This is a genomic window from Shewanella dokdonensis (assembly GCF_018394335.1).
Lineage (GTDB): Bacteria > Pseudomonadota > Gammaproteobacteria > Enterobacterales > Shewanellaceae > Shewanella > Shewanella dokdonensis.
This window is the reverse complement of the sequence record NZ_CP074572.1, coordinates 2,347,620-2,369,756: the sequence shown is the minus strand read 5'-3', so window position 1 is coordinate 2,369,756 and position 22,137 is coordinate 2,347,620. Positions and strand designations below refer to the sequence as shown.

The 22,137-nt window shown below is 51.1% G+C and carries 19 protein-coding genes and 3 pseudogenes; 8 read left to right on the top strand and 14 right to left on the bottom strand.

Annotated features, from left to right (window positions below; genetic code table 11):
* Positions 1-109 precede the first annotated feature (109 nt).
* On the top strand, positions 110-889 hold the full coding sequence (locus KHX94_RS11380; RefSeq protein ID WP_213680729.1) for a substrate-binding periplasmic protein: 780 nt from the start codon (positions 110-112) through the stop codon (positions 887-889).
* A 207-nt stretch (positions 890-1,096) separates the two neighbouring features.
* Here KHX94_RS11380 and KHX94_RS11375 read toward each other — a convergent pair whose 3' ends face one another.
* From KHX94_RS11375 to KHX94_RS11335, 9 genes and pseudogenes are all read right to left on the bottom strand, one after another.
* Positions 1,097-2,224 carry an NAD(P)-dependent alcohol dehydrogenase gene (locus KHX94_RS11375; RefSeq protein ID WP_213680728.1) on the bottom strand — a complete coding sequence of 376 codons (1,128 nt, stop codon included), beginning with the start codon at positions 2,222-2,224 and terminating at the stop codon, positions 1,097-1,099.
* A 534-nt stretch (positions 2,225-2,758) separates the two neighbouring features.
* On the bottom strand, positions 2,759-3,484 hold the full coding sequence (locus tag KHX94_RS11370; protein WP_213680727.1) for a nucleoside phosphorylase: 726 nt from the start codon (positions 3,482-3,484) through the stop codon (positions 2,759-2,761).
* A pseudogene (gene pnuC / locus KHX94_RS11365) lies at positions 3,481-4,151 on the bottom strand (nicotinamide riboside transporter PnuC). The gene KHX94_RS11370 and the pseudogene pnuC overlap by 4 nt, the downstream one beginning before the upstream one ends.
* 195 nt (positions 4,152-4,346) lie before the next feature.
* Positions 4,347-7,501: pseudogene (locus tag KHX94_RS11360) on the bottom strand (efflux RND transporter permease subunit).
* 10 nt (positions 7,502-7,511) lie between these two features.
* Positions 7,512-8,174 carry an efflux RND transporter periplasmic adaptor subunit gene (locus KHX94_RS11355; protein WP_213680726.1) on the bottom strand — a complete coding sequence of 221 codons (663 nt, stop codon included), beginning with the start codon at positions 8,172-8,174 and terminating at the stop codon, positions 7,512-7,514.
* A complete protein-coding gene (locus tag KHX94_RS21120; protein ID WP_213680725.1) occupies positions 8,129-8,611 on the bottom strand; it encodes an efflux RND transporter periplasmic adaptor subunit in 483 nt (160 codons plus the stop codon). Before KHX94_RS21120 ends, KHX94_RS11355 begins: the two co-directional genes overlap by 46 nt.
* A 112-nt stretch (positions 8,612-8,723) precedes the next feature.
* Entirely contained in the window at positions 8,724-9,140 is a 417-nt protein-coding gene (locus tag KHX94_RS11345; protein WP_213680724.1) for a hypothetical protein, read from the bottom strand.
* A gap of 12 nt (positions 9,141-9,152) precedes the next feature.
* Positions 9,153-9,323 carry a DUF3012 domain-containing protein gene (locus KHX94_RS11340; RefSeq protein WP_213680723.1) on the bottom strand — a complete coding sequence of 57 codons (171 nt, stop codon included), beginning with the start codon at positions 9,321-9,323 and terminating at the stop codon, positions 9,153-9,155.
* A gap of 68 nt (positions 9,324-9,391) precedes the next feature.
* On the bottom strand, positions 9,392-9,769 hold the full coding sequence (locus KHX94_RS11335) for a SpoIIAA family protein (protein WP_213680722.1): 378 nt from the start codon (positions 9,767-9,769) through the stop codon (positions 9,392-9,394).
* A 129-nt stretch (positions 9,770-9,898) separates the two neighbouring features.
* Between KHX94_RS11335 and arfB the strand changes: the two genes are divergently transcribed.
* A complete protein-coding gene (gene arfB, locus KHX94_RS11330) occupies positions 9,899-10,315 on the top strand; it encodes an alternative ribosome rescue aminoacyl-tRNA hydrolase ArfB (RefSeq protein WP_213680721.1) in 417 nt (138 codons plus the stop codon).
* Between the two features lie 78 nt (positions 10,316-10,393).
* On the top strand, positions 10,394-10,834 hold the full coding sequence (gene aroQ / locus KHX94_RS11325) for a type II 3-dehydroquinate dehydratase (RefSeq protein ID WP_213680720.1): 441 nt from the start codon (positions 10,394-10,396) through the stop codon (positions 10,832-10,834).
* A gap of 34 nt (positions 10,835-10,868) precedes the next feature.
* Here the strand turns inward: aroQ and KHX94_RS11320 are convergent, their stop codons facing one another.
* Positions 10,869-11,351, bottom strand: coding sequence for a hypothetical protein (locus KHX94_RS11320; RefSeq protein WP_213683533.1), 483 nt, complete (start codon positions 11,349-11,351; stop codon positions 10,869-10,871).
* Between the two features lie 171 nt (positions 11,352-11,522).
* Here KHX94_RS11320 and ubiD point away from each other — a divergent pair, with 171 nt between their 5' ends.
* Entirely contained in the window at positions 11,523-13,004 is a 1,482-nt protein-coding gene (gene ubiD, locus KHX94_RS11315) for a 4-hydroxy-3-polyprenylbenzoate decarboxylase (RefSeq protein WP_213680719.1), read from the top strand.
* A gap of 41 nt (positions 13,005-13,045) precedes the next feature.
* Positions 13,046-13,743: pseudogene (gene fre, locus KHX94_RS11310) on the top strand (NAD(P)H-flavin reductase).
* A gap of 62 nt (positions 13,744-13,805) precedes the next feature.
* Here the strand turns inward: fre and pncB are convergent.
* Together pncB and KHX94_RS11300 are read right to left on the bottom strand one after the other, a co-directional pair.
* A complete protein-coding gene (gene pncB / locus KHX94_RS11305; protein ID WP_213680718.1) occupies positions 13,806-15,083 on the bottom strand; it encodes a nicotinate phosphoribosyltransferase in 1,278 nt (425 codons plus the stop codon).
* A gap of 2 nt (positions 15,084-15,085) precedes the next feature.
* The gene (locus KHX94_RS11300; RefSeq protein WP_213680717.1) at positions 15,086-15,721 is read right to left on the bottom strand and encodes an isochorismatase family protein; all 636 of its coding nucleotides are present in this window, start codon (positions 15,719-15,721) and stop codon (positions 15,086-15,088) included.
* 250 nt (positions 15,722-15,971) lie between these two features.
* Between KHX94_RS11300 and KHX94_RS11295 the strand changes: the two genes are divergently transcribed.
* Positions 15,972-18,125, top strand: a complete 2,154-nt coding sequence (locus tag KHX94_RS11295) for a methyl-accepting chemotaxis protein (protein WP_213680716.1) — start codon at positions 15,972-15,974, stop codon at positions 18,123-18,125.
* Positions 18,126-18,174: 49 nt separating this feature from the next.
* On the opposite strand, the gene KHX94_RS11290 is transcribed toward KHX94_RS11295, so the two are convergent.
* A complete protein-coding gene (locus tag KHX94_RS11290) occupies positions 18,175-18,975 on the bottom strand; it encodes a PhzF family phenazine biosynthesis protein (protein WP_213680715.1) in 801 nt (266 codons plus the stop codon).
* Between the two features lie 310 nt (positions 18,976-19,285).
* Between KHX94_RS11290 and KHX94_RS11285 the strand changes: the two genes are divergently transcribed.
* Both KHX94_RS11285 and KHX94_RS11280 read left to right on the top strand, forming a co-directional pair.
* Positions 19,286-20,701, top strand: a complete 1,416-nt coding sequence (locus KHX94_RS11285; protein WP_280529654.1) for a GGDEF domain-containing protein — start codon at positions 19,286-19,288, stop codon at positions 20,699-20,701.
* Positions 20,702-20,774: 73 nt separating this feature from the next.
* Positions 20,775-21,296 (top strand): GNAT family N-acetyltransferase, encoded by a 522-nt coding sequence (locus tag KHX94_RS11280; RefSeq protein WP_213680713.1) that lies wholly within the window; start codon positions 20,775-20,777, stop codon positions 21,294-21,296.
* On the opposite strand, the gene KHX94_RS11275 is transcribed toward KHX94_RS11280, so the two are convergent.
* Complete coding sequence (locus KHX94_RS11275) at positions 21,293-22,000, bottom strand: oxidative stress defense protein (protein WP_213680712.1); 708 nt, start codon at positions 21,998-22,000, stop codon at positions 21,293-21,295. The genes KHX94_RS11280 and KHX94_RS11275 overlap by 4 nt on opposite strands.
* Positions 22,001-22,137: the final 137 nt, after the last annotated feature.

Below are 22,137 nucleotides of genomic sequence, written 5' to 3'. Positions count from 1 at the left end.
TATACTTGTCTATAATTACAGAGAATATTGCTGCATCATTGACAACCGTTAAACTGACAATGAAGGGAATCGCACCACAGATTTACCACGAAAGCTGAGGAAACCACTCATGTATTTCTTGCGAGCCTGCACAATTACACTCTTGATGTTGCTGGCACTCCCTACGGTCGCGTCTACCTCACCACAACCGCCACTGCGTTTTGCTACCCTAAACTATCCTCCCTTTATCTATGAAGAAGATCACCGCGCGAAGGGATTGGTAGCAGACATTGTGTGCGAGGCCTTCAACCGCTTACAACAACCCATTGTGATTGAGTTTTTCCCGGTTCCTCGTGGCTTGCTGTTAGTCAACCACGGAGAGGTAGATGGTTACTTCACCCTGAAAAAAACACCCGCTAGAGAAAACAAGCTGTTATATACCCACCGCCCACTGATCCGCCAAACATTTGTATTATTTGTACGCCGAGAGTCGCCACTGCAATATAGCGGCAGCATCGAAGAACTCGCGCAGTATCGGATAGGGATTGTCAGTAAAACCTCTTACGGGCCGCTATTTGACAACGCCGTCAACGACAAAAAACTACAGCAAATTGAAGAAGCTAGAAATTTCACCATCAACTTCAAGAAGTTATTAGCAGGACGAGTGGACATGGTGATCAATAGTCGCGATGTTGGCATGGCACTACTAAACCAATTGCAACAACAGGACAAGGTTAGGATTCTGCAACCCGCAGTAGAAACCGTTAACAGTTATCTGGCGTTCACTCGCCAGCGAGATTTCCAGTCACTGGCTGATAACTTCGATAATGTGTTACAGCAAATGATTGCTGATGGTACCGTCGAAAACATTAAGCACCGCTACCCCGCTGAGGTATCTATTGGTTATTAACCGTACTCTCAAATTCCAGGCAAAAATTGCCCGGCTCTGCGGTTGTAAATTAGCGGCGATAAAGGAATAAATACTGCTTAGACAAACACTTATGACTGTATAAGGTGCTCTCTGATAAGATTCAAGTGTAATATCAACACTGAGTCCTGCTGTAGCCTTGAACAGGCAGGGAAGGATATGCTCCCTGCCCGGTATTCCAACAACAAGTTATAACGCACCGATCCTAACAATAGGTTTCAGGGTAATACCTTTTTCACTATCAATTGCGGCCTGATTAATCTGCTCGAACGGGTAGAATTTCACCAGTTTATCAAACGGGAAACGCCCCTGCTGATAGAGTTGTACCAATTGTGGGATAAACTGTTTAGGAGTGGAATCCCCTTCCACGATACCGCGAATAGTTTTCCCGCCCAACAGGAGTTCATTCACATCAAATTTGGCTTCAGTTCCTAAAGCAGGAGCCCCCACAACACCAATAGCACCAAGGAGTCCCAGACTGTCGATCCCCTGACGCAATACCGCCGGAATACCAGTAGATTCTAGGGCATAATTAACACCCCCACCGGTAATTTCACGGATAGCCGCAACCGGATCCTGCTCCTTACTATTGATCACATGGGTTGCCCCTAGTTCTTTGGCCAGCGCCAACCGAGATGGCACCACATCTACGGCGATAATGGTGGTCGCGCCAGCAACTCTAGCCGCCAGTACGGCTGACAACCCTACAGCGCCGGCTCCAAATGACACAAAACTACTACCAGGGCTGACCTGTAGGGAATTGATCACTGCACCAGCCCCTGTCTGAATACCACATCCCAGCGGGCCAAGCAGTTCTAGTGGTGCATCATTGGGAACCTTCACAGCATTGGATTCAAGCGATAAGGCATAGGTTGCAAATGAAGACTGAGCAAAGAAATGATCGTGCAGAGCTTGACCATTGGCATCGGTAATGGCGGTTTCTCCATGAGGATCCGCACCACTAAAATTACGCGGATAAAACTCATCACAATATGCTGCATGGCCAGTACCGCAATGTTCGCAGTGGCTACAATAGCCGTAAGTCAGCACCACGTGATCGCCTACTTGCAAGTCTTTCACCTGAGAACCGACGGCGGCGACCACACCGGAGCCTTCATGACCGAGCACAGCGGGCAATGGCACTGGATAATATTGATCACGCACTATCATGTCAGTGTGACACATACCTGTGGCCACAATTTTTACCAAGACTTCATCATCTTTTGGTGCACGGATGCGAGCATTTTCCAGCACAAAGGATTCACCTTTGCCACGCACAACAGCCGCTTTAATATCATAGAAATTTTGTGTACTCATAGACTTGACTCCTTTCGGTTATCAACATCACAGGTGTCATGCTGATGTCAGAGACGCTGTCACCATAATAAATCACGTTGGCGGAGCGTTTTTCTGCAGGTAGCACTGGTGTTACCCGCAACAACGGTTCAAATCGAACTCACATTGACAACCGTTTTTGTGATCTCAATCGAGAGCATAACGCTATTGAGAAACAATAAAAAATGGGGATTTTTGGCGGAAATAGTTCTACTAAATAGAAAGGTATCGGCAGCGTTCCTGGATGATATACCGCAGAATCTTGTGACTGGCAGTGACCGCCCTGCGAGTCCGGTGGCGACATCACAGACTGGCTAGATTGAGCGCACGTTTCACCTTGCTTTGATTGCGTTGCTATATAAGCGGGGAAACTAATTCATGCACAGGTAACCCCTTAAGGCCTATGAGCAAGCAGCCATATGTTCGGCCGCCAACGTCATTGAAAATACCGCAGGCGAGAGGCCGCCGGTATTTAAGTCAGCATGAGCAACGGATGCTTCACGCTCACGAAGGCACTTAACAACATAGCGCCGCCAGCGCGGCTCTGGCAGCCAGCATCTCGCCATGCATCAATAACGGTTCAGCCGCAGTGTAGTCGTTGACCCCTTCGACGGTATTGTCACCATAAAGCACCACATTATTGAGCACCGCAGCGACAGCGACTCCACGTATGCGGCCAACCGTCAGCAAGGCGGCGGTTTCCATATCGGCAGCTAACACCCCTAGTTGGTGCCAACGGCGACAGATGTCCAGCTCTTGATCGGTATAAAAACTGTCATGGGAGCGCACAATCCCGAGATGATGGTGCTGCTGATGCTGCCGCAGATAGTCACTCAAGCCGTTAACCAGTACTCGGTTTGCTAGCGCCGGATAGGCAACAGGAGCATAGCTGGCCGAACCTCCATCATCACGTACGGCCGCTTCCGCAATAATCAGTTCCCCGAGCGCAATATGAGATTGCAGTGCCCCCGCGGAGCCCACGCGGATAAAGCGTTTGCCACCACATTTGATCAGTTCTTCTAGCGCAATAATGGCAGAAGGAGCACCAATCCCGGTACTGCAAATAAGCAGTTGATGCCCTTGAAACTCGCCACTAACACTGGTGAACTCGCGGTTGCTGGCCAACGGTTTAACATCGGCGAGTAAGGTGGCGATCCTAGCTACCCGCGCCGGGTCGCCACAAAGGATAACTCGCTCACAAGCCTGCGCGGAGGTTAGCTGAATATGGGGTTGTATGTTCATATTGATGCGCCTCTGGCAAAGCCGTGTGCACTGCCATTGCTACGTGCTGAGGCTATCCATTCTCGGGTACCGTTAGCCGCGATAAACAACAAGATAGTGTATTCAATCGCCATGGCATAAACCCCCTGCGCGGTATAAATCCCGATACTAACCAGGTTGATCAACACCCATAAAATCCAGTTTTCTACATATTTACGGGTCATCAGCACTTGTGCCACCACAGACAAGACGGTAACCATGGCATCCCAGAACGGGAATGGATCGGGTTGTAATTCAGGTAATGGTACGGTGATACCTAACCACTGCAGCCCGGCAACACTCCAATGAGCCAAGCGGAAAAACACCGGGTCGATATACATGGTCAGGGCGATAACTGCGATACACACCAGCACACTTGTCAGTAGCAACTTGCGGCGTGGCAGCCAGCGCACCTGTAATAGCTGGCCCTGTTGCCCGGCCGGATGCGTCCAAGCGTACCAGCCGTAAACATTGGCGCAGAAGAAAAACAGTTGCAGCAATAGCAAGCCATAAAGCTGGATTTGGAAAAAATCATCGCGAACAGACTGACGTTGATTAAGCCGAACAGATAATTGATAGTCTTTTCTTGGCTGGCAAACCAGATACACAATAAGCCGAACACGGTTCCGACCGCCTCAATCCATGACATGGCATAGCCAGCCCCAATGGGAATATTGACCAGCGTGTTACTGATATTGAACCAGCTTGCTATATCCATCTGTTTTCCCTGCTTATCCGCTTATATGCAATGCTGCTGCCCAACGCCTATTTGACCACGAACAAGCCCGGTTTGCCATGTACAGTCGCCAACAGCCACCAGTGTAACTGTCGGCGACGGCAGGGATTATTGCGGCCGTGCACGCCAGCGATAAAGCGCCAGATAAAGGGTTGGCAATACCAGCAACGTCAGTGCAGTTGAACTCAACAATCCGCCCAATACCACGATGGCTAAGGGCCGTTGAATTTCACTGCCGATACCGGCAGAGAACAGAATAGGTATCAGCCCCAAGGCAGATGTCATTGCCGTCATCAAAACCGGGCGCAGTCGCGCAACCGTTCCCTCATAAACGGCCTGTGACAACGCCTCGCCAGCCTCACGTCGTTGATTGATCGCATCCACCAATACCACACCATTGAGTACCGCCACCCCAAACAAGGTGATAAACCCAATAGCACTGGGGACTGACAAATAAGTGTTACTCAACCAGAGTGCCAACACGCCACCAATGAGCGCCAACGGCACATTGGCCATGATCAGCCCCACCTGCCAGACACTACCGAATGAAAAATATAGCAATAGTGCAATCAGTACCACAGATAACGGCACCACGAATGTCAGACGTTGTTGCGCCCGTAGCTGATTTTCATATTGTCCGCCAACCACCACGGTGTAACCGGGGGCAACTCGGCTTTAGGCACCAAGGCATAAATATCCGCGACTACAGACCCCATGTCTCTTCCCGCTACATTGGCCTGCACCACTACCCGCCGCTGTACATCATCGCGGCGGATATTCGGCGGCGACAGCTCCACATCAATGTCGGCCACTTCCCCTAAGCGCACTACAGCACCATTGCTTGCAGCCAACTGCAAATCTGCCAGAGCATCAGGGCTACTACGATAGGCGGCGGCCAGACGTAAATTGATGTCATAGCGCGCATTACCATCAATGATCTGCCCGGCACTACTACCGCCCACACCAGTGCTAACCAAGGTCATAATCTCAGCCACGCTGATACCATATCGCCCCAGCAACTCCCGTTTGGGACGCACCACCAACTGCGCCTCGCCACTGACCTGCTCCAGTGCAACATCTACCGCACCTGGCACCTGTTCCACCAACGCCGCCAACTGCTGCCCTTTACTGGCCAACACAGTCAAATCCGGCCCGAACAGCTTAATCGCCAACTGCGATTTGACCCCAGACAGCAACTCATCCACCCGCGTTGCTATCGGTTGCGAGAAAGTCAGCAGCAGTCCTGGAAAGGCATTGAGTCGCTGTTCCATCAGTCGTTGCAATGACGGGCGATCGGCTGCTGAACGCCACTCAGATATCGGTTTAAGGCCGATATAGATTTCAATATTGCTGACTGGCTCTGGGTCGCCGCCGAGTTCTGGGGCACCGATACGCGACAACGCATATTCCACCTCTGGAAATTCCAGTAGCATTTTTTCTAACTGCGGTGCCACTTGTAGTGCGGTCGCTAAACTGGCAGTCGGTGCCAATGTCACCCGCAGGTTAATAGTGCCCTCTTCCAGTTCTGGAACAAACTCGGTGCCCAACTGCGGTAACAATGCCAAACAGCCCAACAACAGCAGTAACGCCGCCATCAATGTGGTTTTGGGGCGTTGCATTACCCGCAACAAACACTTTTGGTAACTTGGTGTCAGTAACGCCAGCAATGGACTAGTACGTACTTTTACACCACGCCGAAATAGCAATACCGCCATCGCCGGGACGACCAACAACGCCACCAGCAACGCCGACAGCATTGCCAACATAATGCTGATCGCCATAGGTTGAAATAATTTGCCTTCAACACCTTGCAGAGCAAACAAAGGGGCAAACACCACAATGATGATGGCCGTGGCAAAAAATACCGGACGACAGACTTCTTTTGCCGCCTGCAAGACACAGGAGCTAATACTGTCAGCAGGCAAACTGGCCGATGCAGACATTGCGGGTGACGCGGAGGACTGCGAGAGACGTTTGAAGATATTCTCGACCATCACCACCGAACCATCGACCAACATGCCGATGGCAATCGCCAGTCCGCCGAGAGACATCAGATTGGCAGATACCCCAAAATACGCCATGACCAGCAATGCCAGTAAGATGGATACCGGAATAGAGATCAGCACCAGCAAGGTGGCACGCAGATTCACCAAAAACAGCGCCAGAATCACGATGATCAATAAAAATGCTAGTAACAATGCATCGACAACTGTCGTTACCGCTTTCTTGACCAGTTCAGACTGATCATAAAACACCTCAAAGCTAACACCGGGTGGCAACGCCTGACGAAGCAGTTGCTCTCTGGCGACCAAATCGTCAATGGTGGCCTTGGTATTCGCGCCCATGCGTTTTAGCACCACGCCAGCCACCACTTCACCAAGGGGCTCGATCGCACCATTATCTGCCCGGCGAGTCATAGTGACGGCGCCTACACGGATTTCGCCACCAAAATCGACGGTCGCCACATCCGCCACAGTGATTGGGGTGCCGTCACGTTCGGCGACAGGAATCGAGGCAATGGCTGCCAAACCTGCGGTTCCCGCGGGTAACAAGCCATAACCACGCACCACTAACTGTTCTTCACCTCGGGGCATAAACCAGCCACCCGCATTGCGGTTACTCTCCTCCAACGTCTGCTGTAATTGCGCCAAACTCAAATGATATGCTCGCAGTTTGTTGGCATCGACCCGCACCTGATACTGGCGGACCTCGCCACCGAACGACAACACATCAGTAACGCCAGCAACCGGCATCAACAACAGTTTCACCAAGTAATCATTGAGACTGCGTAACTGTGCGGCGTCCACCCCACTTGCTGGCGTTGCCCGCAGCACATACTGATATACTTGGCCGAGTCCTGAGGTGTTGGGGCCAATCTCTGGGGTTCCCAGCCCAGCGGGGATCAAGGTTCTAGCCGTTGCTAACTGTTCGAATACCTGCTGTCTGGCGAAATAAATATCGGTGCCTTCGGCAAAGACCACAGTCACCACTGACAGCCCGGTGCGCGACAACGAACGCACTTCAGTCACATCCGGCAGCGAATACATGCTGGACTCCACCGGGTAACTGATGAGTTTTTCCACCTCTTCAGCGGCTAAGCCTTCGGCCTCGGTATTGACCGTAACCTGCACGTTAGACACATCAGGAAATGCGTCCAGATTCAGCTTGGGCACCACCACAATCCCGGCGATCAGCAGCGCAAATAAGGCGAGCAACAGTAACAGACGATTGCGCACCGCCTGTTGAATTAGGGTAAATAACATATGGCCGCCCTCAGTGGTTGTGCACGTCAAAACCGGACTTTGCCAGTTCTGATGCCAGGAAGAATGCGCCAGCAATTACGACTGGCGTACCGGGCGCGATCCCCGTCACCAGATTCATCCCACGCTGCTGCTGTTGTACCTGTACTTCCTGTGCCCTGAATCCTGCGGCCGTTTCGACAAACACCTGCCAATCACCGTCTTCGCTGCGACTCAGCGCCGCATCGGGTAATAACACTCCGGGTTGTTCTGGCTGTGGCAGAAAGACCTCGGCAAACTGGCCGGCATGCCAATAAGTCTGGCGGTTATCGAGTTGCGCAATCAGCCTTTCGGTGCGGGTACTGCTAGAAAGCTCGTGTGCCCGACCTATGATACTGGCGCGAGCCATAGTGGCACCGACGCTCACCAGCAGTTCATTAGCCTGCGTCAGTTGTGCCGACTGCTGTGGAGTCATCTCTGCCACCACCCACAAAGAGGATTCATCCGTAAGTTGCAACAAGACGCTACCGGCTTCTTGCAGTTCGCCTAAACGGGTGTTGTCCTGTTGTACCCGCCCGTTGATAGGTGCCAACAGTTGATAACTGCCGATGAGTGTCGGATCAGCCTTCAGCGCAGCTATCTGTGCGGTTGTCATCTGCAACGCTTGCAGTACCGCGCGGCACTGTTCCTTAGCCACCAGCGCCGCTGCCGCTCACTATCGCTGATCGCCGTAGCACTCATAGCACTGATGCGCTGCCAGTTACTGGCGGCATTGATGAAATCGGCCTGCGCCTTGGCCACCTCAACGCCGCTCAGCGTCAATAATGGCTGGCCGATAACCACCTGTTGCCCAGGCACGACATGACGCTGTTTCACTATCACATCCAGTTGCGGTGTTAAGGTGAAAGTGCGCTCACGGTCAACCTGTAACACAGCATTGGCCACCAGCTGCGGGCTAAAACCACTGTTGGCGGGAGCCACCTGAATACCCGCCAACTGCTGCTGTTCTGCACTCAGCGTTAATAATGGTGGTGCATGTTCATCGCTGTGGTCATCGGCTTTAGCGGCAAAATGTAGCCACCCAATAACCAGCACTATCACCTGATACTTGGTTGAAATTTTTGAAAGGATCACGAAATACTCCTGCAACTGCGCTCACAGGAAATGCCTGCTGATGATGCAGTTGTTCTGCAATTAATCTGACGCGTCCACGTCCGACATGGACGTTAACCCAAGACAAAATGGTTCAGACAATTACAGCAATCGGAGGGCGGTAAGCAGGTTCAGAAGCGACTGGCAGATAGGAGGCCATTGCTGCGCTGAGTGAGTGGGAAACCAGCAAGGCATGAGCGAACAAGGGCTGTATAGGCAGTGAGATATGACCACCGTGACAGGGGCAGTCCAGACACAGATCTACCTGTTGCAGCTCCTGATGTGGCAGATGATGCATCGCCGATGGTTCAGCCGCCAGCGGTTCACCATCATGACGTTCACAATCGGCCACGGCGACAATTGGCTGGGTAATCTGTAAATGGCTATGTTGCAGTGTTTCTTCGTAGCTGTTACCGGCATGCAACTGGTGAGTACCAATGTCTGATACTGCAAATTGCAGCATCAGCAGTAATGCCAAACACCAGGAAAGCCAACGGCCGGTAACTATCATAGAGGATAAAACTTATTTGAATACGCAGTGTTTGGCGTAATCTTTGGCTTCATTAGCCGTCCAGTCACCAGAGGGCTTTTCCTTCATCTGTTTGCACCAGGCTTCACTGCCGACTTCTGGCGCACAAGCACTGAGCAGGCTTACTAACAGCAAAGACAAAGTAACAATGGTTAATTTGGACATAATATTTCCTTGTTTTGAACAGTTATCCTGGTGCTAGCTTACCAGAGCCCGCCATATTTCCACACTACTTATCCGCGCGCAACCACTTGCGAACGTTTGTGGATCCATTGAATAGCCTCGGTTTTACGCTCCAACGGATACCAGGCAATCTCGCCGGCAACAAAAGGTCCAAGCAATCGCACCGCATTGCCCACCCAATCGGGGCCACCAACCAGTACCAGCGCATCAAATCTGGGTAACTGCACTTCGCCGATACCCGACAACGACTTAGTTTCCCAGCCTTCCAGCAGCACATCGGCTTCAATATACAGGCACACTTGGCCCCAGTTGTCGCGAGCACTTTTGATGGCAGGTTGTAGCTTGGTGCGATAGTCCAGTGCCGTTAAACGACCGCTGACAAACAAACTGATCACGCCCTTGGTAATTTCCGGGATTTGACACAGCATATGCGCTCCTGCAGCAAAGACTCTGGGCATCATAACAGTCACGGCTGGGGGTTGCGATCTGCATCATCGCACCATTAGTGATAAACTGCCCCACAGCTTACTCACCACTTTTTTGCACTGAACGGGACGATGATTAAAATTTCCAATCGGGTACAACTCCCTGAACAGGAATTAGACTGGCAGTTTATCCGCGCCAGTGGTGCCGGTGGTCAACACATCAATAAAGTTTCCACCGCGGCACAACTGATCTTTGATATCCGCGCCTCATCGTTGCCAGAAGTTTATCAGCAAAAACTGTTACAGCTGAGCGATCACCGTATCAGTGCCAGTGGCAAAATCATCATCAAGTGCCAGCAAAGCCGTAGTCAAGATGACAACCGTCAGCAAGCATTGGCGCAGTTTTGTGAGCTGATCCTGAGTGTCACTCGCGTGCAAAAAAAGCGCATTGCCACCAAAGCGACCCGTTCCAGCCAGATAAAACGCGTCGATAGCAAAAAGAAACGTGGTGCCATCAAATCCATGCGGCAACAGAAGATCGCCACATAACCGCAGTGGGAGTCGACAAATCACCTGGGATTTGCTGAAATCAACCACTGGCGACATTGCCATTGCCAAGGACATCGCATGAGAGATAAAGCCAAAATACTGCTGCTCAACGGCCCCAATCTGAATCTGCTGGGGCGGCGGGAACCGGAAATCTACGGGCATCAGACATTAAACGATATTGTCACCGACTTGATGCAGCAGGCATCAGATGCCGGGTTTACGCTGGAACATCTGCAGTCTAATGCTGAGTTTCAACTGATCGATGCAATTCATGCCACCGATGCGGCGTTTGTGGTCATTAATCCCGGCGGTTTTACCCATACCAGCGTGGCATTACGAGACGCATTGCTGGGCGTAGATTTACCTTTTATTGAGATCCATCTGTCCAATATCCACGCCCGCGAACCCTTCCGCCATCACTCTTATCTCTCAGATAAGGCCAAAGGCGTGATTGTCGGTTTGGGTGCCCAAGGCTACAGTTTTGCTCTCGCGGCCGCGATTAAACATTTGCAGCAATAATATTGCGGCGATATTTAACATCGCCGCCTTAATATCACTCAGATGCTGAGGCATCGCCGACAGGCACATACTGCTGGATATTCCAGTCAAACCGATAGAGCTGTCCCTGCCATTGGTAAAGTGTGCGACCATCTTGCTGAATGACTTTGGCATTCGCGGGTAGCTCACTACGACCTTGAGGGCCGACATTCACCACCCGATAGCCAGTTGTTACCTGCGTCGGCACAGTTGTTACTGTGGTAGCGACCGATGGCGAAGCAGGACGTAGCGGTTGCGCTGCTGGCGCCATATAACGGGGCTGTTGCCAACTGTAGTTGTCCCAAACCCAAGGACTCAACCATAAAGCGCTCAGCCCAAGATTCCAGCCCCAGTTATTGTAATGATGATTGTGATGATAATGATGGTAACGGGGCGGGTGCGGCCGATGTCCGGCACTGGCCGGCAAACTAAAGCTGGCAGCTAAGGCAACACACAGCAACAGACCGATGCGATATTTAGCCGAATGAATTGCTGACATAACCTTCTCCTATCACCGCTAATGCTTAAATAACATGCTACTCCAGTCATGATGGTTATGCACCCGTCAATCCCCCATTGCCCATCGCTTTTCGCCTTAGCAGTTACCTCGCCAGCAGAAAAATGCTATAGTGCGCGCCATCACATTTTTGCGTGCTGGGCCTAATTCCATATGAGTTTTAAGGATTTACGCAGTTTTCTCGATCATCTTGAACAGCAAGGTGAACTGAAACGCATCAGCCATCCGGTTGATCCACATCTTGAAATGACCGAGATCGCTGACCGAGTATTGCGCCGCGGTGGGCCAGCACTGCTATTTGAAAACCCCGTGGGTAAATCCATGCCGGTATTGCTGAACCTGTTTGGCACACCAAGACGGGTGGCAATGGCATTGGGAAAAGAAGATCCGCTGGCATTGCGGGAAGTGGGAGAACTCTTAGGCTTTTTAAAAGAGCCGGAACCTCCACGTGGTTTTCGTGATGCACTGGAAAAACTGCCACTGTTCAAACAAGCATTGAACATGCCGCCCAAATCGGTACGCAAAGCGCCTTGTCAGGAAGTGGTGCTGAGTGGCGATCAGGTCGATCTGACGCAACTGCCAATACAGCACTGTTGGCCTGGAGATGCGGCACCGTTAGTGACTTGGGGATTAACCATCACCAAAGGTCCGCGGCAGAAACGGCAGAATATCGGCATCTACCGTCAACAGTTGCTGGGCAAGAATAAGCTGATCATGCGCTGGTTGTCACACCGCGGTGGCGCGCTGGATTTTAAAGATTTCACCGAAAAATTCCCCGGAGAAAAATATCCGGTGGTGGTGGCATTAGGTGCCGATCCCGTGACCATTCTGGGCGCGGTGACCCCAGTACCAGACACCATGAGCGAGTACGCATTTGCGGGTTTGCTACGGGGCGAGCGCACTGAAGTGACCAAAGCGCTGAGTTGCGATCTGGAAGTGCCAGCCACCAGCGAAATCATACTGGAAGGTTATATTGATCCGCAGGAAACTGCGGTTGAAGGCCCTTATGGCGATCACACTGGTTACTACAACGAAACCGATACCTTCCCGGTATTTACCGTGACCCATATTACTCATCGCCGTGACCCCATTTATCACAGCACTTATACTGGCCGGCCACCCGATGAACCGGCAATGTTGGGGCTGGCATTAAATGAAGTGTTTGTGCCCATCCTGCGCAAACAATATCCGGAGATTGTCGATTTTTATCTACCGCCAGAAGGTTGTTCCTATCGCATGGCGGTGATCTCCATGCGCAAGCAATATCCAGGGCACGCCAAACGGGTGATGATGGGCGCTTGGTCGTTCCTGCGCCAGTTTATGTATACCAAATTTATTGTGGTGGTAGACGATGACATTAACTGCCGCGACTGGAAAGATGTGATCTGGGCCATCACTACCCGCATGGATCCTATCCGCGATACCGTACTGGTTGATAACACCCCGATTGATTATCTGGACTTCGCTTCTCCAGTTTCCGGACTCGGCTCCAAGATGGGGTTGGATGCCACTAACAAGTGGCCGGGCGAAACCCAACGTGAATGGGGCACGCCTATCCAAATGGATGCGGCAGTAAAACAGAAAATTGACCAAATTTGGGAGCAGTTGGGCATTGATGATGCACCCACGCTGTAACTGTGACAAACCGGCAAAGTCCGGCAGATAAAGGTAAACCGATGAACAGCATTCGCTGCAAAGTTGAAAAAGTGACGCCCTTTAATGACGCCGTGTATCAAGTGCTGCTGCGTCCACAAACCCCGCTGACCTTCGCCGCAGGCCAGTATCTGAGTATTGTAATGGGCGACAAAGATAAACGGCCATTCTCTATCGCTTCAGCGCCCGGCAGTGAACTGCTGGAGCTACACATTGGCGCCGCCGTCAGCGAGAGTTACCCGATGCAAGTCGTTGAACGACTGCAAAACCATGAGACTATCGAAATTGAAGCCCCTGCGGGTGAAGCCTTTTGCGCCATCAAAGCAACCGACCGCGACTGTTGATTGCTGGCGGCACTGGCTTTTCCTATATCAAGAGCATTATCGAGCAGCAAATCGCGCTGGGACAACAGTTAGAAACCACCTTCTATTGGGGTTGCCGTACACCAGCAGCCATGTATTACCAGAGTATCGCCCAGGAATGGCAACAACAGCATCCTTGGCTACACTTCGTGCCAGTTGTCGAGCAAGCAACGGCCAACTGGTCAGGTAAAACCAACCTGTTGTTGGCGCAGATACGCCAGGACTTTGTTAGTTTGGTGGGGTACGACATCTACATCGCTGGCCGTTTCCCAATGGTAGGTGCCGCCCGCGAGATGTTCCGTGAGATGGGCGTAGATGAAGCTCACCTGTATGGTGATGCCTTCGCTTTTATCAAATAACTTTCTGCCAGAACCTTAAAACAGCCCGCAGATGCGGGCTGGTGACATATTTAGCGACTTTCTTAGCTACTTTTACTGCCGGTGTACACAGGGTCACGATCGTCTATCAGCTTATCCTGCTCAAAAAACTGTGCTAACACTTTGGCTTGCGAGACTTCGTCCACTTTGAAAACCTGCATCAGATAACGCAGGAAATTCTCGTTGTCACACATGGTTTTCCCAGGCGTATCCGAGATTTTCGCCACAGGTTGGCCATTGAGTTGGGTCAGTTTCATTACAATATTGATCGGCTCGTTGACAAACATATCGCCCATCAGCCAAGTACCAATGCCAAACGAGGTATTGATACGCCCACGGAAATGGCGGTAGATTTTTACGGCTCGCTCAAAGTCTAGTGCGTCAGAAAAAACTAATCGCTTGTACTGTGGATCCACATCGAGTGCTTCCAGTCGCTGGATGATTTTCTCGCCCCAGATGATAGGATCACCGCTGTCATGGCGGAAACCGTCATACAGTTTTGCAAGATAACGGTCGAGGTCGCGACAAAAAGCATCCACCCCGATGACATCGGTCAGTGCCACGCCCAAATCGCCACGATACTCCTTCACCCAGTTTTCCAACGCCATTTTCTGGCTATCCACCAGCCGATAGTTCATCGCCTGATGGCTTTGCAGCCATTCATGGGCCATAGTGCCCTGGCAGCGTAGATTCAGCTCCAGCGCCAAATGCGGATTAGAAGTACCGACAAAGTTATCGGGTAACTGTTGCTGTAACTGGGTGAGGATCTGCTTTTGTGCCCGGAAACTAAAGCGGCGGCGAGTTCCAAAATCTGTGAATAAAAAATCGCTAAGATCCACTTCATCCCCGAGGCGCTCCAGCATGGCAATCTTTTTACTGGTCGCGGCAGCAATCACCTCACAGTCCACTTCTGGATAGCGGGTGCGGTTACGGATCTCAGAGACCAGTGCCAGCACTGGGATCTCCATGGGCGACACATGCATCAGCGGCCCATGCGCTTCAATCACCAACTGGCCATCGATGGCATTGACTTTGAGGAACTTGGGATTAAAACGGTACAACCGCAAAAATTCCAGATAATCAGCTTTCAGGAAAGGATAATTGCCAAGATGTGCCAATTGTTCTTCTGAGGCACTGCATTCTGCCAGTTGTTCAAAGGCTTCCTGCAGCGGTGTTACGTATGCACTCAAGTCCTCATTACTGCGACAACGAAACGTCCAGCGGGACTGGGTAGCGGGCTGTTGATGCAAATAAGCCTGCTGCATCGTGAGTTTATAAAAGTCGGTATCCAGTAAACTCTGGATCGCCGGTTCTCCAAACATAATCAATTGCTCCCTTGCAGTGACGCCGCCAATGCCTGGCTGTCTTTTACCAGCAAAATCCCGGCCTGACGCATCTCATCACATGCGGCAACAGCGCCAGTTTCACTGATCGCCCGACATGCCGCCAGATTCAGATAAACCTTAAAACCTGCTGCTGCCAGTTGTAAGGCGGTGGTCTTAACACAGAAATCCAACGCTAGACCGCCAACCAGAACGGTGTCCACATCATGATATTTCAACCATTCAATCACGCCGGTAGAAATACGGTTGGCCAAATCGTGGTAACAAGCACCGTATGGATGCATGGCGGTTTCCACGCCTTTGTATACCAGAAAATCGTACGCCGATGCTTCAGGGAGTCCGGGGATCAGTTCAAACCCGGCGGTACCCGCCTCGGCATGTCGCACCCACGTAAGATCTGCATCTGGATAATCCAACGGCTGTAGCATGTTAGCGTGACTGGCGACCACCCATTTAGCCGCTGGAGAATGGGCGTCTTTAGACGCTATCCGCAACTGCGCCAACTGCGCCTGTGCGTTTAACTCAGCGGCAATTTCATCCCCACCTGCGACAGGCAGCTCATTGGGACACAAAGGTGTAAAGGTGCGTTGGGCATCGACATCAAAAGCGGCAATCATAGATAAATTCCGTTCAAAAACCGATGGCTGCACTATACCAAAAGTGTGAGTTAGCTCTAAGCACTAATATGGTATCAGGCAAAGAAAACCCCAACGCTGCGATGCAATACCACAGCGATTTACTGAAAATTAAATCCTAAAGTTGAGTTGTTAACCCGATAAAAAATCTGGCAAATTTGTAAAGGTGAACCACACTTTAAGGAGTCGCATCCAATGCGACTCCCGACATAACTCCCAAAGGTACAACTAGATGAAAATTGCTTCCATTCAGGGAAAAATTGCAACTGTGGCAGGGATATGCCTTTTGGGTTCAGCTATCGTGTTAATTGGCTACGCACTCTTCTCGGCTAAGAATACCGAGTCTCTGGTATCTAACCGTGTTGGGTCGTTGGTACAGAAACAAGCCAGTGACAGTCTACAAACACTTGCTGAAGAACGTGCTGGTAGTATTGCTACCGAATTTGAACATGCTCTGGATATCTCTGGCACACTTGCCAGTAGCTTTGAATTAGTTCATGCAAACTCGGGGACTGTCAAACTCAGCCGTCAAAGCGTCAATGACATTCTGCGGAATGTGCTCACCAAGAATAAAAATCTTAATGGTACCTACAGCTGTTGGGAACCGGATGGTTTAGATAACAATGATCAGGCATTTGTGGGCGGTGGTGATGGCAATAATCCACAAACCGGTCGATTTACCCCTTATTGGACCCGCAATGCCCAAGGCAATATTGCCGTACAACCGTTAGTGGAATATGACTCTGACAGCCGCCATCCCAACGGTGTACTAAAAGGTGGCTGGTACAGTAAACCAAGGACATCACTGCAACCCAATGTGCTAGACCCCATTCCTTATGTTGTACAAGGGAAACAGGTGTGGCTGGCGACTATCTCGTCACCGATTGTTACCAACGGCAAATTTTACGGTGTAGTTGGCGTCGACTATGACCTGACATTTGTCCAGACGTTGACGAAAAAGCTGCAACAAGAGCTGTATAGCGGTGCGGCAGATGTTTCGATTATCAGCTATCAGGGGCTGTTAGTGGCCAGCAGTAGTCATGCCGATGATATCGGCCAGCCACTGAGCAAGTTTCTGGCGGCAGATAAAGCGGACACCTTGATTAAACAAGTGCAGCAAGGGCAATCCCGAGTGTGGGAAGATGCCGACAATATGAGCGTGATTGCGCCCATTGTTATGGGCAATACGGGTAAACCTTGGGCAATCCAAATCTCTGTTCCCAAAGCCAATGTGCTAGCCGAGGCGATTGCGCTGACCGATGAACTCAGTAACAACAGCAGTAGTAGCAGTACCTGGCAATTCGTGGTCGGCATTGTGGTGACCTTGTTGGCGCTAGCTGCCTTATGGGTTGCCGCAGGTAACATAGCTCGCCCCATCCGCCGCGCAGCAGAATTAGCCTTGACCATCAAAGATGGTGACTTCTCGCAGCAGATGACACACAAATCAGAGGATGAAGTGGGTCGGCTCGCCAGTGCACTGAATCAGATGTGTGGCAGTTTGCGGCAACGGGCGGTTCTGGCTAAAAAGATCAGCGAAGGCGATCTCACTGTTGATGTAACGTTAGCGTCAGATCGCGATCAACTAGGGTTGGCACTGCAAGAGATGGTTGGTCATCTGAGTCAACTAGTGAGCCAAATCCAGCGCAGTGCTGACAGCATAGGAACCAGCTCCAGCCAGGTATCGCATCTCAGTGAAGTGCTATCCGATGGTGCCATGCAATCTGCCTCCTCCATAACGCAGATGGGCGCGGCGATGGTGGAGATCTCCAGTCAAACCAACGCTAACGCTGACAATGCCAGCAAAGCCAATCGTTTCTCGCGGGAATCCACAACTTCTGCCGAGAAAGGCAGTGAACATATGGGAGAAATGGTGGCGGCGATGGAAGCTATCCACGCTTCCGGCGAGCGTATCCACCAAATCATTAACGCCATTGATGAAATCACCTCGCAGACGAATCTGTTGGCATTAAATGCTGCCATTGAGGCGGCCCGAGCGGGCGATGCAGGCAGAGGCTTTGCCGTGGTTGCCGATGAAGTGAGACAGCTAGCACAACGCAGTGCCGATGCTGCCAGCGATGCCGCCAAACTGATAGATGAGAGCTCTGCCAATACCCAGTCCGGTATTGAGATCTCCCGGCGCACCGCCGATGCCTTGGAGCAGATCCGCCGCAGCACTGGTGAAGTATCAGAGTTGGTTGCCAGTATCGCTATCGCCTCTGAAGAACAAGTGCAAGGCATCAACGAAACCACCACTGGACTTAATCAGGTTGATGGTGTCACGCAGCGTAATAGTGAAAATGCCCGCGACTGTAAAAATGCCGCCGCAGAACTATTGCAAGAGGCCACACAGTTGAAGCAACTGCTGCAACGCTTCAAGGTAAATTAATGCGTTATGACGACCCGCTGTCTGTGGCGGGTCGTCATTATTAGCAGCATTACACCTGCAATGTGCCTCGTAGCACAGTGACCGCTTCACCGCGTAGCCACACCCGGCCAGCATCCTGTAATTGCATGAATACAGTACCGCCACGGGCGGATGCCTGATACCCAGTCAGCACCTGACGCCCCAGCTTTTTACCCCAATAAACCGCCAGAGCACAATGCGCAGAACCGGTGACGGGATCCTCATCAACACCAACCCAAGGAGCAAAGTAACGGCTTACCACATCTTCTGGCCGTGTTGCGGCCAGCGCGGTAAGCACGACCCCGCGACCAGGTAAGCGACGTAATGCCGAAAAATCAGGCTTAAGTGCCAGCAGTTTTGCCTCGCCAGCCAGTTCCAGCAACAACTTAGTGTCAAATGTGGCACTGGCAATAACATCCGCCCGAGTCAATGCCAGGGCAGACAATAAGGCATCGGTTACTGGCACCTGATAATCCAGAGTAGCCTGTGGAAAATCCATGGTCAGCATTGAGCCTTCGCAGGAAACAACTAGCGGCCCAGATAATGTATGAAAAACGACACTCCTGCCATTTCCCAACAGTTCCAGTTGCCGTAAAACATGCGCAGTGGCCAGCGTGCCATGACCACACAAGGCCACTTCAACATTTGGCGTAAACCAGCGCAAACGCCAGTCATTTAGACTAAGGAACGCAGTTTCAGATACGGCCATCTCGGCGGCAATGGCCTGCATCAAGCCAACATCCAGCGGTTCACGGGTAATACAAACGCCTGCCGGATTACCACTAAAAGCCTGTCCGCTGAAGGCATCCACCTGATAGATGTCCAACTCCATATACAACCGCCTCCGTCATGGCAACAAAATAGCGTTAAGCAACAGACTGCAGCATGCCACAGTCTTATCTTAGTTGCCGCAGATTACCCAACGGCAATGCGTTGAGCAGCTCGCACGACAAATATTGCATCGTTATTTTGGTTAAAATTTTGTTATCAATAGCAAAAAGTGACCATCTGCATATAAACTCTAACTATTGTCCTTATGTCCAACCAGTGAGCAGCCGAGTACTAATTTGCCGCATCCACAAACCAAAGCGGATTACGAGTCGCCGCAAAGAAAACTATGGAGCTACTCGACCCTTATCAGTATGCCAGTATTAAGTGATTTGCTACTGATAATAATATGGATGTTGTTATGGAAAGTCGCTTCAATCATGGAGTATGCACCGCATGCCAGTATCTGGTTTCCACCCGCGGGGCTGACATTTTCCGCCATTTTATTACTCGGGCTGCGTGCCATTCCAGCCATCGCCTTTTGCTGCATGGCGGCAACGTTTTGGGAGGATGCCACTTATGGCACCCAACTCCCTTGGCAACAGTTGCTAGAAACCGGCGCCTTGTTCACCCTTGCCCATATTTCGGCTTACGCCATCGGTGCCAGCCTGCTGAAACTCCTGATAAGCCGCCGCGATGCGCACCAGTTACCCTCGTTATTATTAGCCTTCACAATTATCGGCCCCGCCTCGGCATTGCTGGCGGGTTATCTGACTCAAACAGCACTGATTATCAGCGGCATGCTACCAGATTCGCCAAGTGGTCATCAGTTGTGGTTACCGTTATGGGTGGGTGATCTGCTGGGAATTTTGGTATTGACGCCACTATTGATTGGTGTGCTACGCCGGATTTACCCGCGTTATGGCGTCTGGGTCAGTGAACTGGGGCTACGACAATTGCCCGGTTCTGGCTGGGAATTTTTATTAAAACTCGCCACTACCTTGTTACTGATGGTAGTCGTGATGTTGCTGACAGCTAGTCTACAGAGCAAAGAGATGGCCTTTGCCATATTTTTCCTGTGTATTCCGCAAATGTGGATTGTTTACACCGAAACCCCGTTACGCAGTGGTATCAGTATCGCGTTGATGAGCTTTGCCACCGCGTTGTTGGTTAAATATCTGGCGTTACACGATGATGCGTTAGTCTTTCAGTTTTCAATAAGCGTCCTAGCTGCCAGCACTTACTTCGGGCTGTTGATCCCAGTACTGGCATCCAGTAATTCGCGTCTGCGGGAAATGACCCGTAAAGATTCACTGACCCGCGCCTATTCACGGCAACACTTTTTTCAGGCAGAGTTAGAGATCCAACGTGCCCGTTATTACCAGCAACCCATTTCACTCATAGTGTTCGATATCGACTTCTTTAAACAGATCAATGACAGATTTGGGCATACTGTCGGAGACTTGGCATTGATTTCACTGGCAGAACTGGCCACCACACAACTACGGCAAGCCGATATGTTGGGGCGTTTTGGCGGCGACGAATTTATGTTACTGCTCCCCGGTAGCGGGCAAATAGATGCAACGACGACCGCAGAAAGATTACGACTGGCACTGCCCAACTTGCGTGTCGAAGGACTAACCAGCCAGATTACCGGGAGTTTTGGGGTTACCGAGATCGCGGCGGAGGACACGGTTAATTCCGCTTTTGAAAAAGCCGATGTGTTGTTACTGGAAGCCAAACGGCTCGGACGCAATCTGGTGCTTGGAACCATTACCGCCACCGAGTGAGTGGCGCACTACGCCCAATGTTTTTGCCTGTGGCATAATGTTGCACCTTAGGCGTCATCCTTTGGAGAACAGGATGCAAATCATTCGCTGCAGCTATGAAGCTCATGGCGCTGCCATACAGCAAATCTTCAATTTTGCCATTACCCAAACCACTGCGCTTTATGAATATCAGCCGCGGGATCAACAGCGCATTGCTCAGTGGTTTGCCGCTAAAACACAGGGTAATTGGCCAGTAATTGCGGCGGTAGATGAGCAGCAGCAACTGTTGGGATTCGCCAGCTATGGGCCATTTCGCGGTTATCCTGCCAACAAATATTCCGTGGAACATTCTGTCTATGTGGCACCGGAGCATTATGGCAAAGGCATAGCCACGCTACTGATGCGACAGTTAATTGAACTGGCACAGGCACAACAGTTACATGTCATGGTGGGCGCTATTGACGCCGATAACGCCGCCAGCATTGCCCTACATGAGAAACTCGGCTTTAGCCACAGTGGCACTTTGCCTCAGGTGGCATTTAAGTTCGGGCATTGGCTGGATCTGGCTTTTTACCAGTTGATACTGCCAACGCCCGAAACCCCAACAGAACGTTAATCCTTGAGTTTATAGCTGACTTCAACACGATCACTGAAAGTCACCTTGCCATACTGGTAACTCTGACTTTCAGCGCTATCCATCATCGCTTTGCGACTCACACTAAGCATAGGCACAGGTGTTTGGTCGAAATAACGAATAGACCAGACGCCGTCTAGTTTAGCGCCAAAACCCGCGGCGAGTTCCTGCGCTTTTTGCTTAGCATCTTTAATGGCCGCATCGCGCGCCTGTTTACGCAAAGCGGCTTCATGGCTGGATTTCAAACTGATCTGCCGCACGCTGTTAATCCCTTCCTGTAAGGCTTTATCCAGCACAGCGTTTAACTGCTCAAGCGCTAGCTCCAGCGTTACAGTTCGGCTCGCCCGATAACCTGATAACTTGGGCTCGCCGCCATGCTCTGGGTACACATATTGAGGTTGTAAATTCAAATTAGCACTGCTGATGTGATCCTTGCTCACACCCGCCTGTTGCAGCCGTTCAATAAAAGCAGTTACGGCTTTATCGGCCTGTTTCTTGGCATCTGCGGCATCATCCGCTTTTATGATCACTTCTACCGTGACCTGCGCCTGATCAGGATCGGTTTCAATCTGGCTCACACCAACGGTTTCCAATAATGGCCGTTCCTGTGCACCTACGTCGTCTGCCAAACTCAACATGGGTAACACCAATGCCAACATCATCCCGGGTAACATTGCTTTATTCATCAGAGCGTTCCTTTAATATTTCCATTGCTGCCTAAGCTAGGCAAAGCCGCCACCGTTGGCAAGTTTAATCCGCATATCATTCAGCTACGCTTCAGCATATTTTTTAACCACTTGAGCTGTACCTTTTGGCTGGCTGC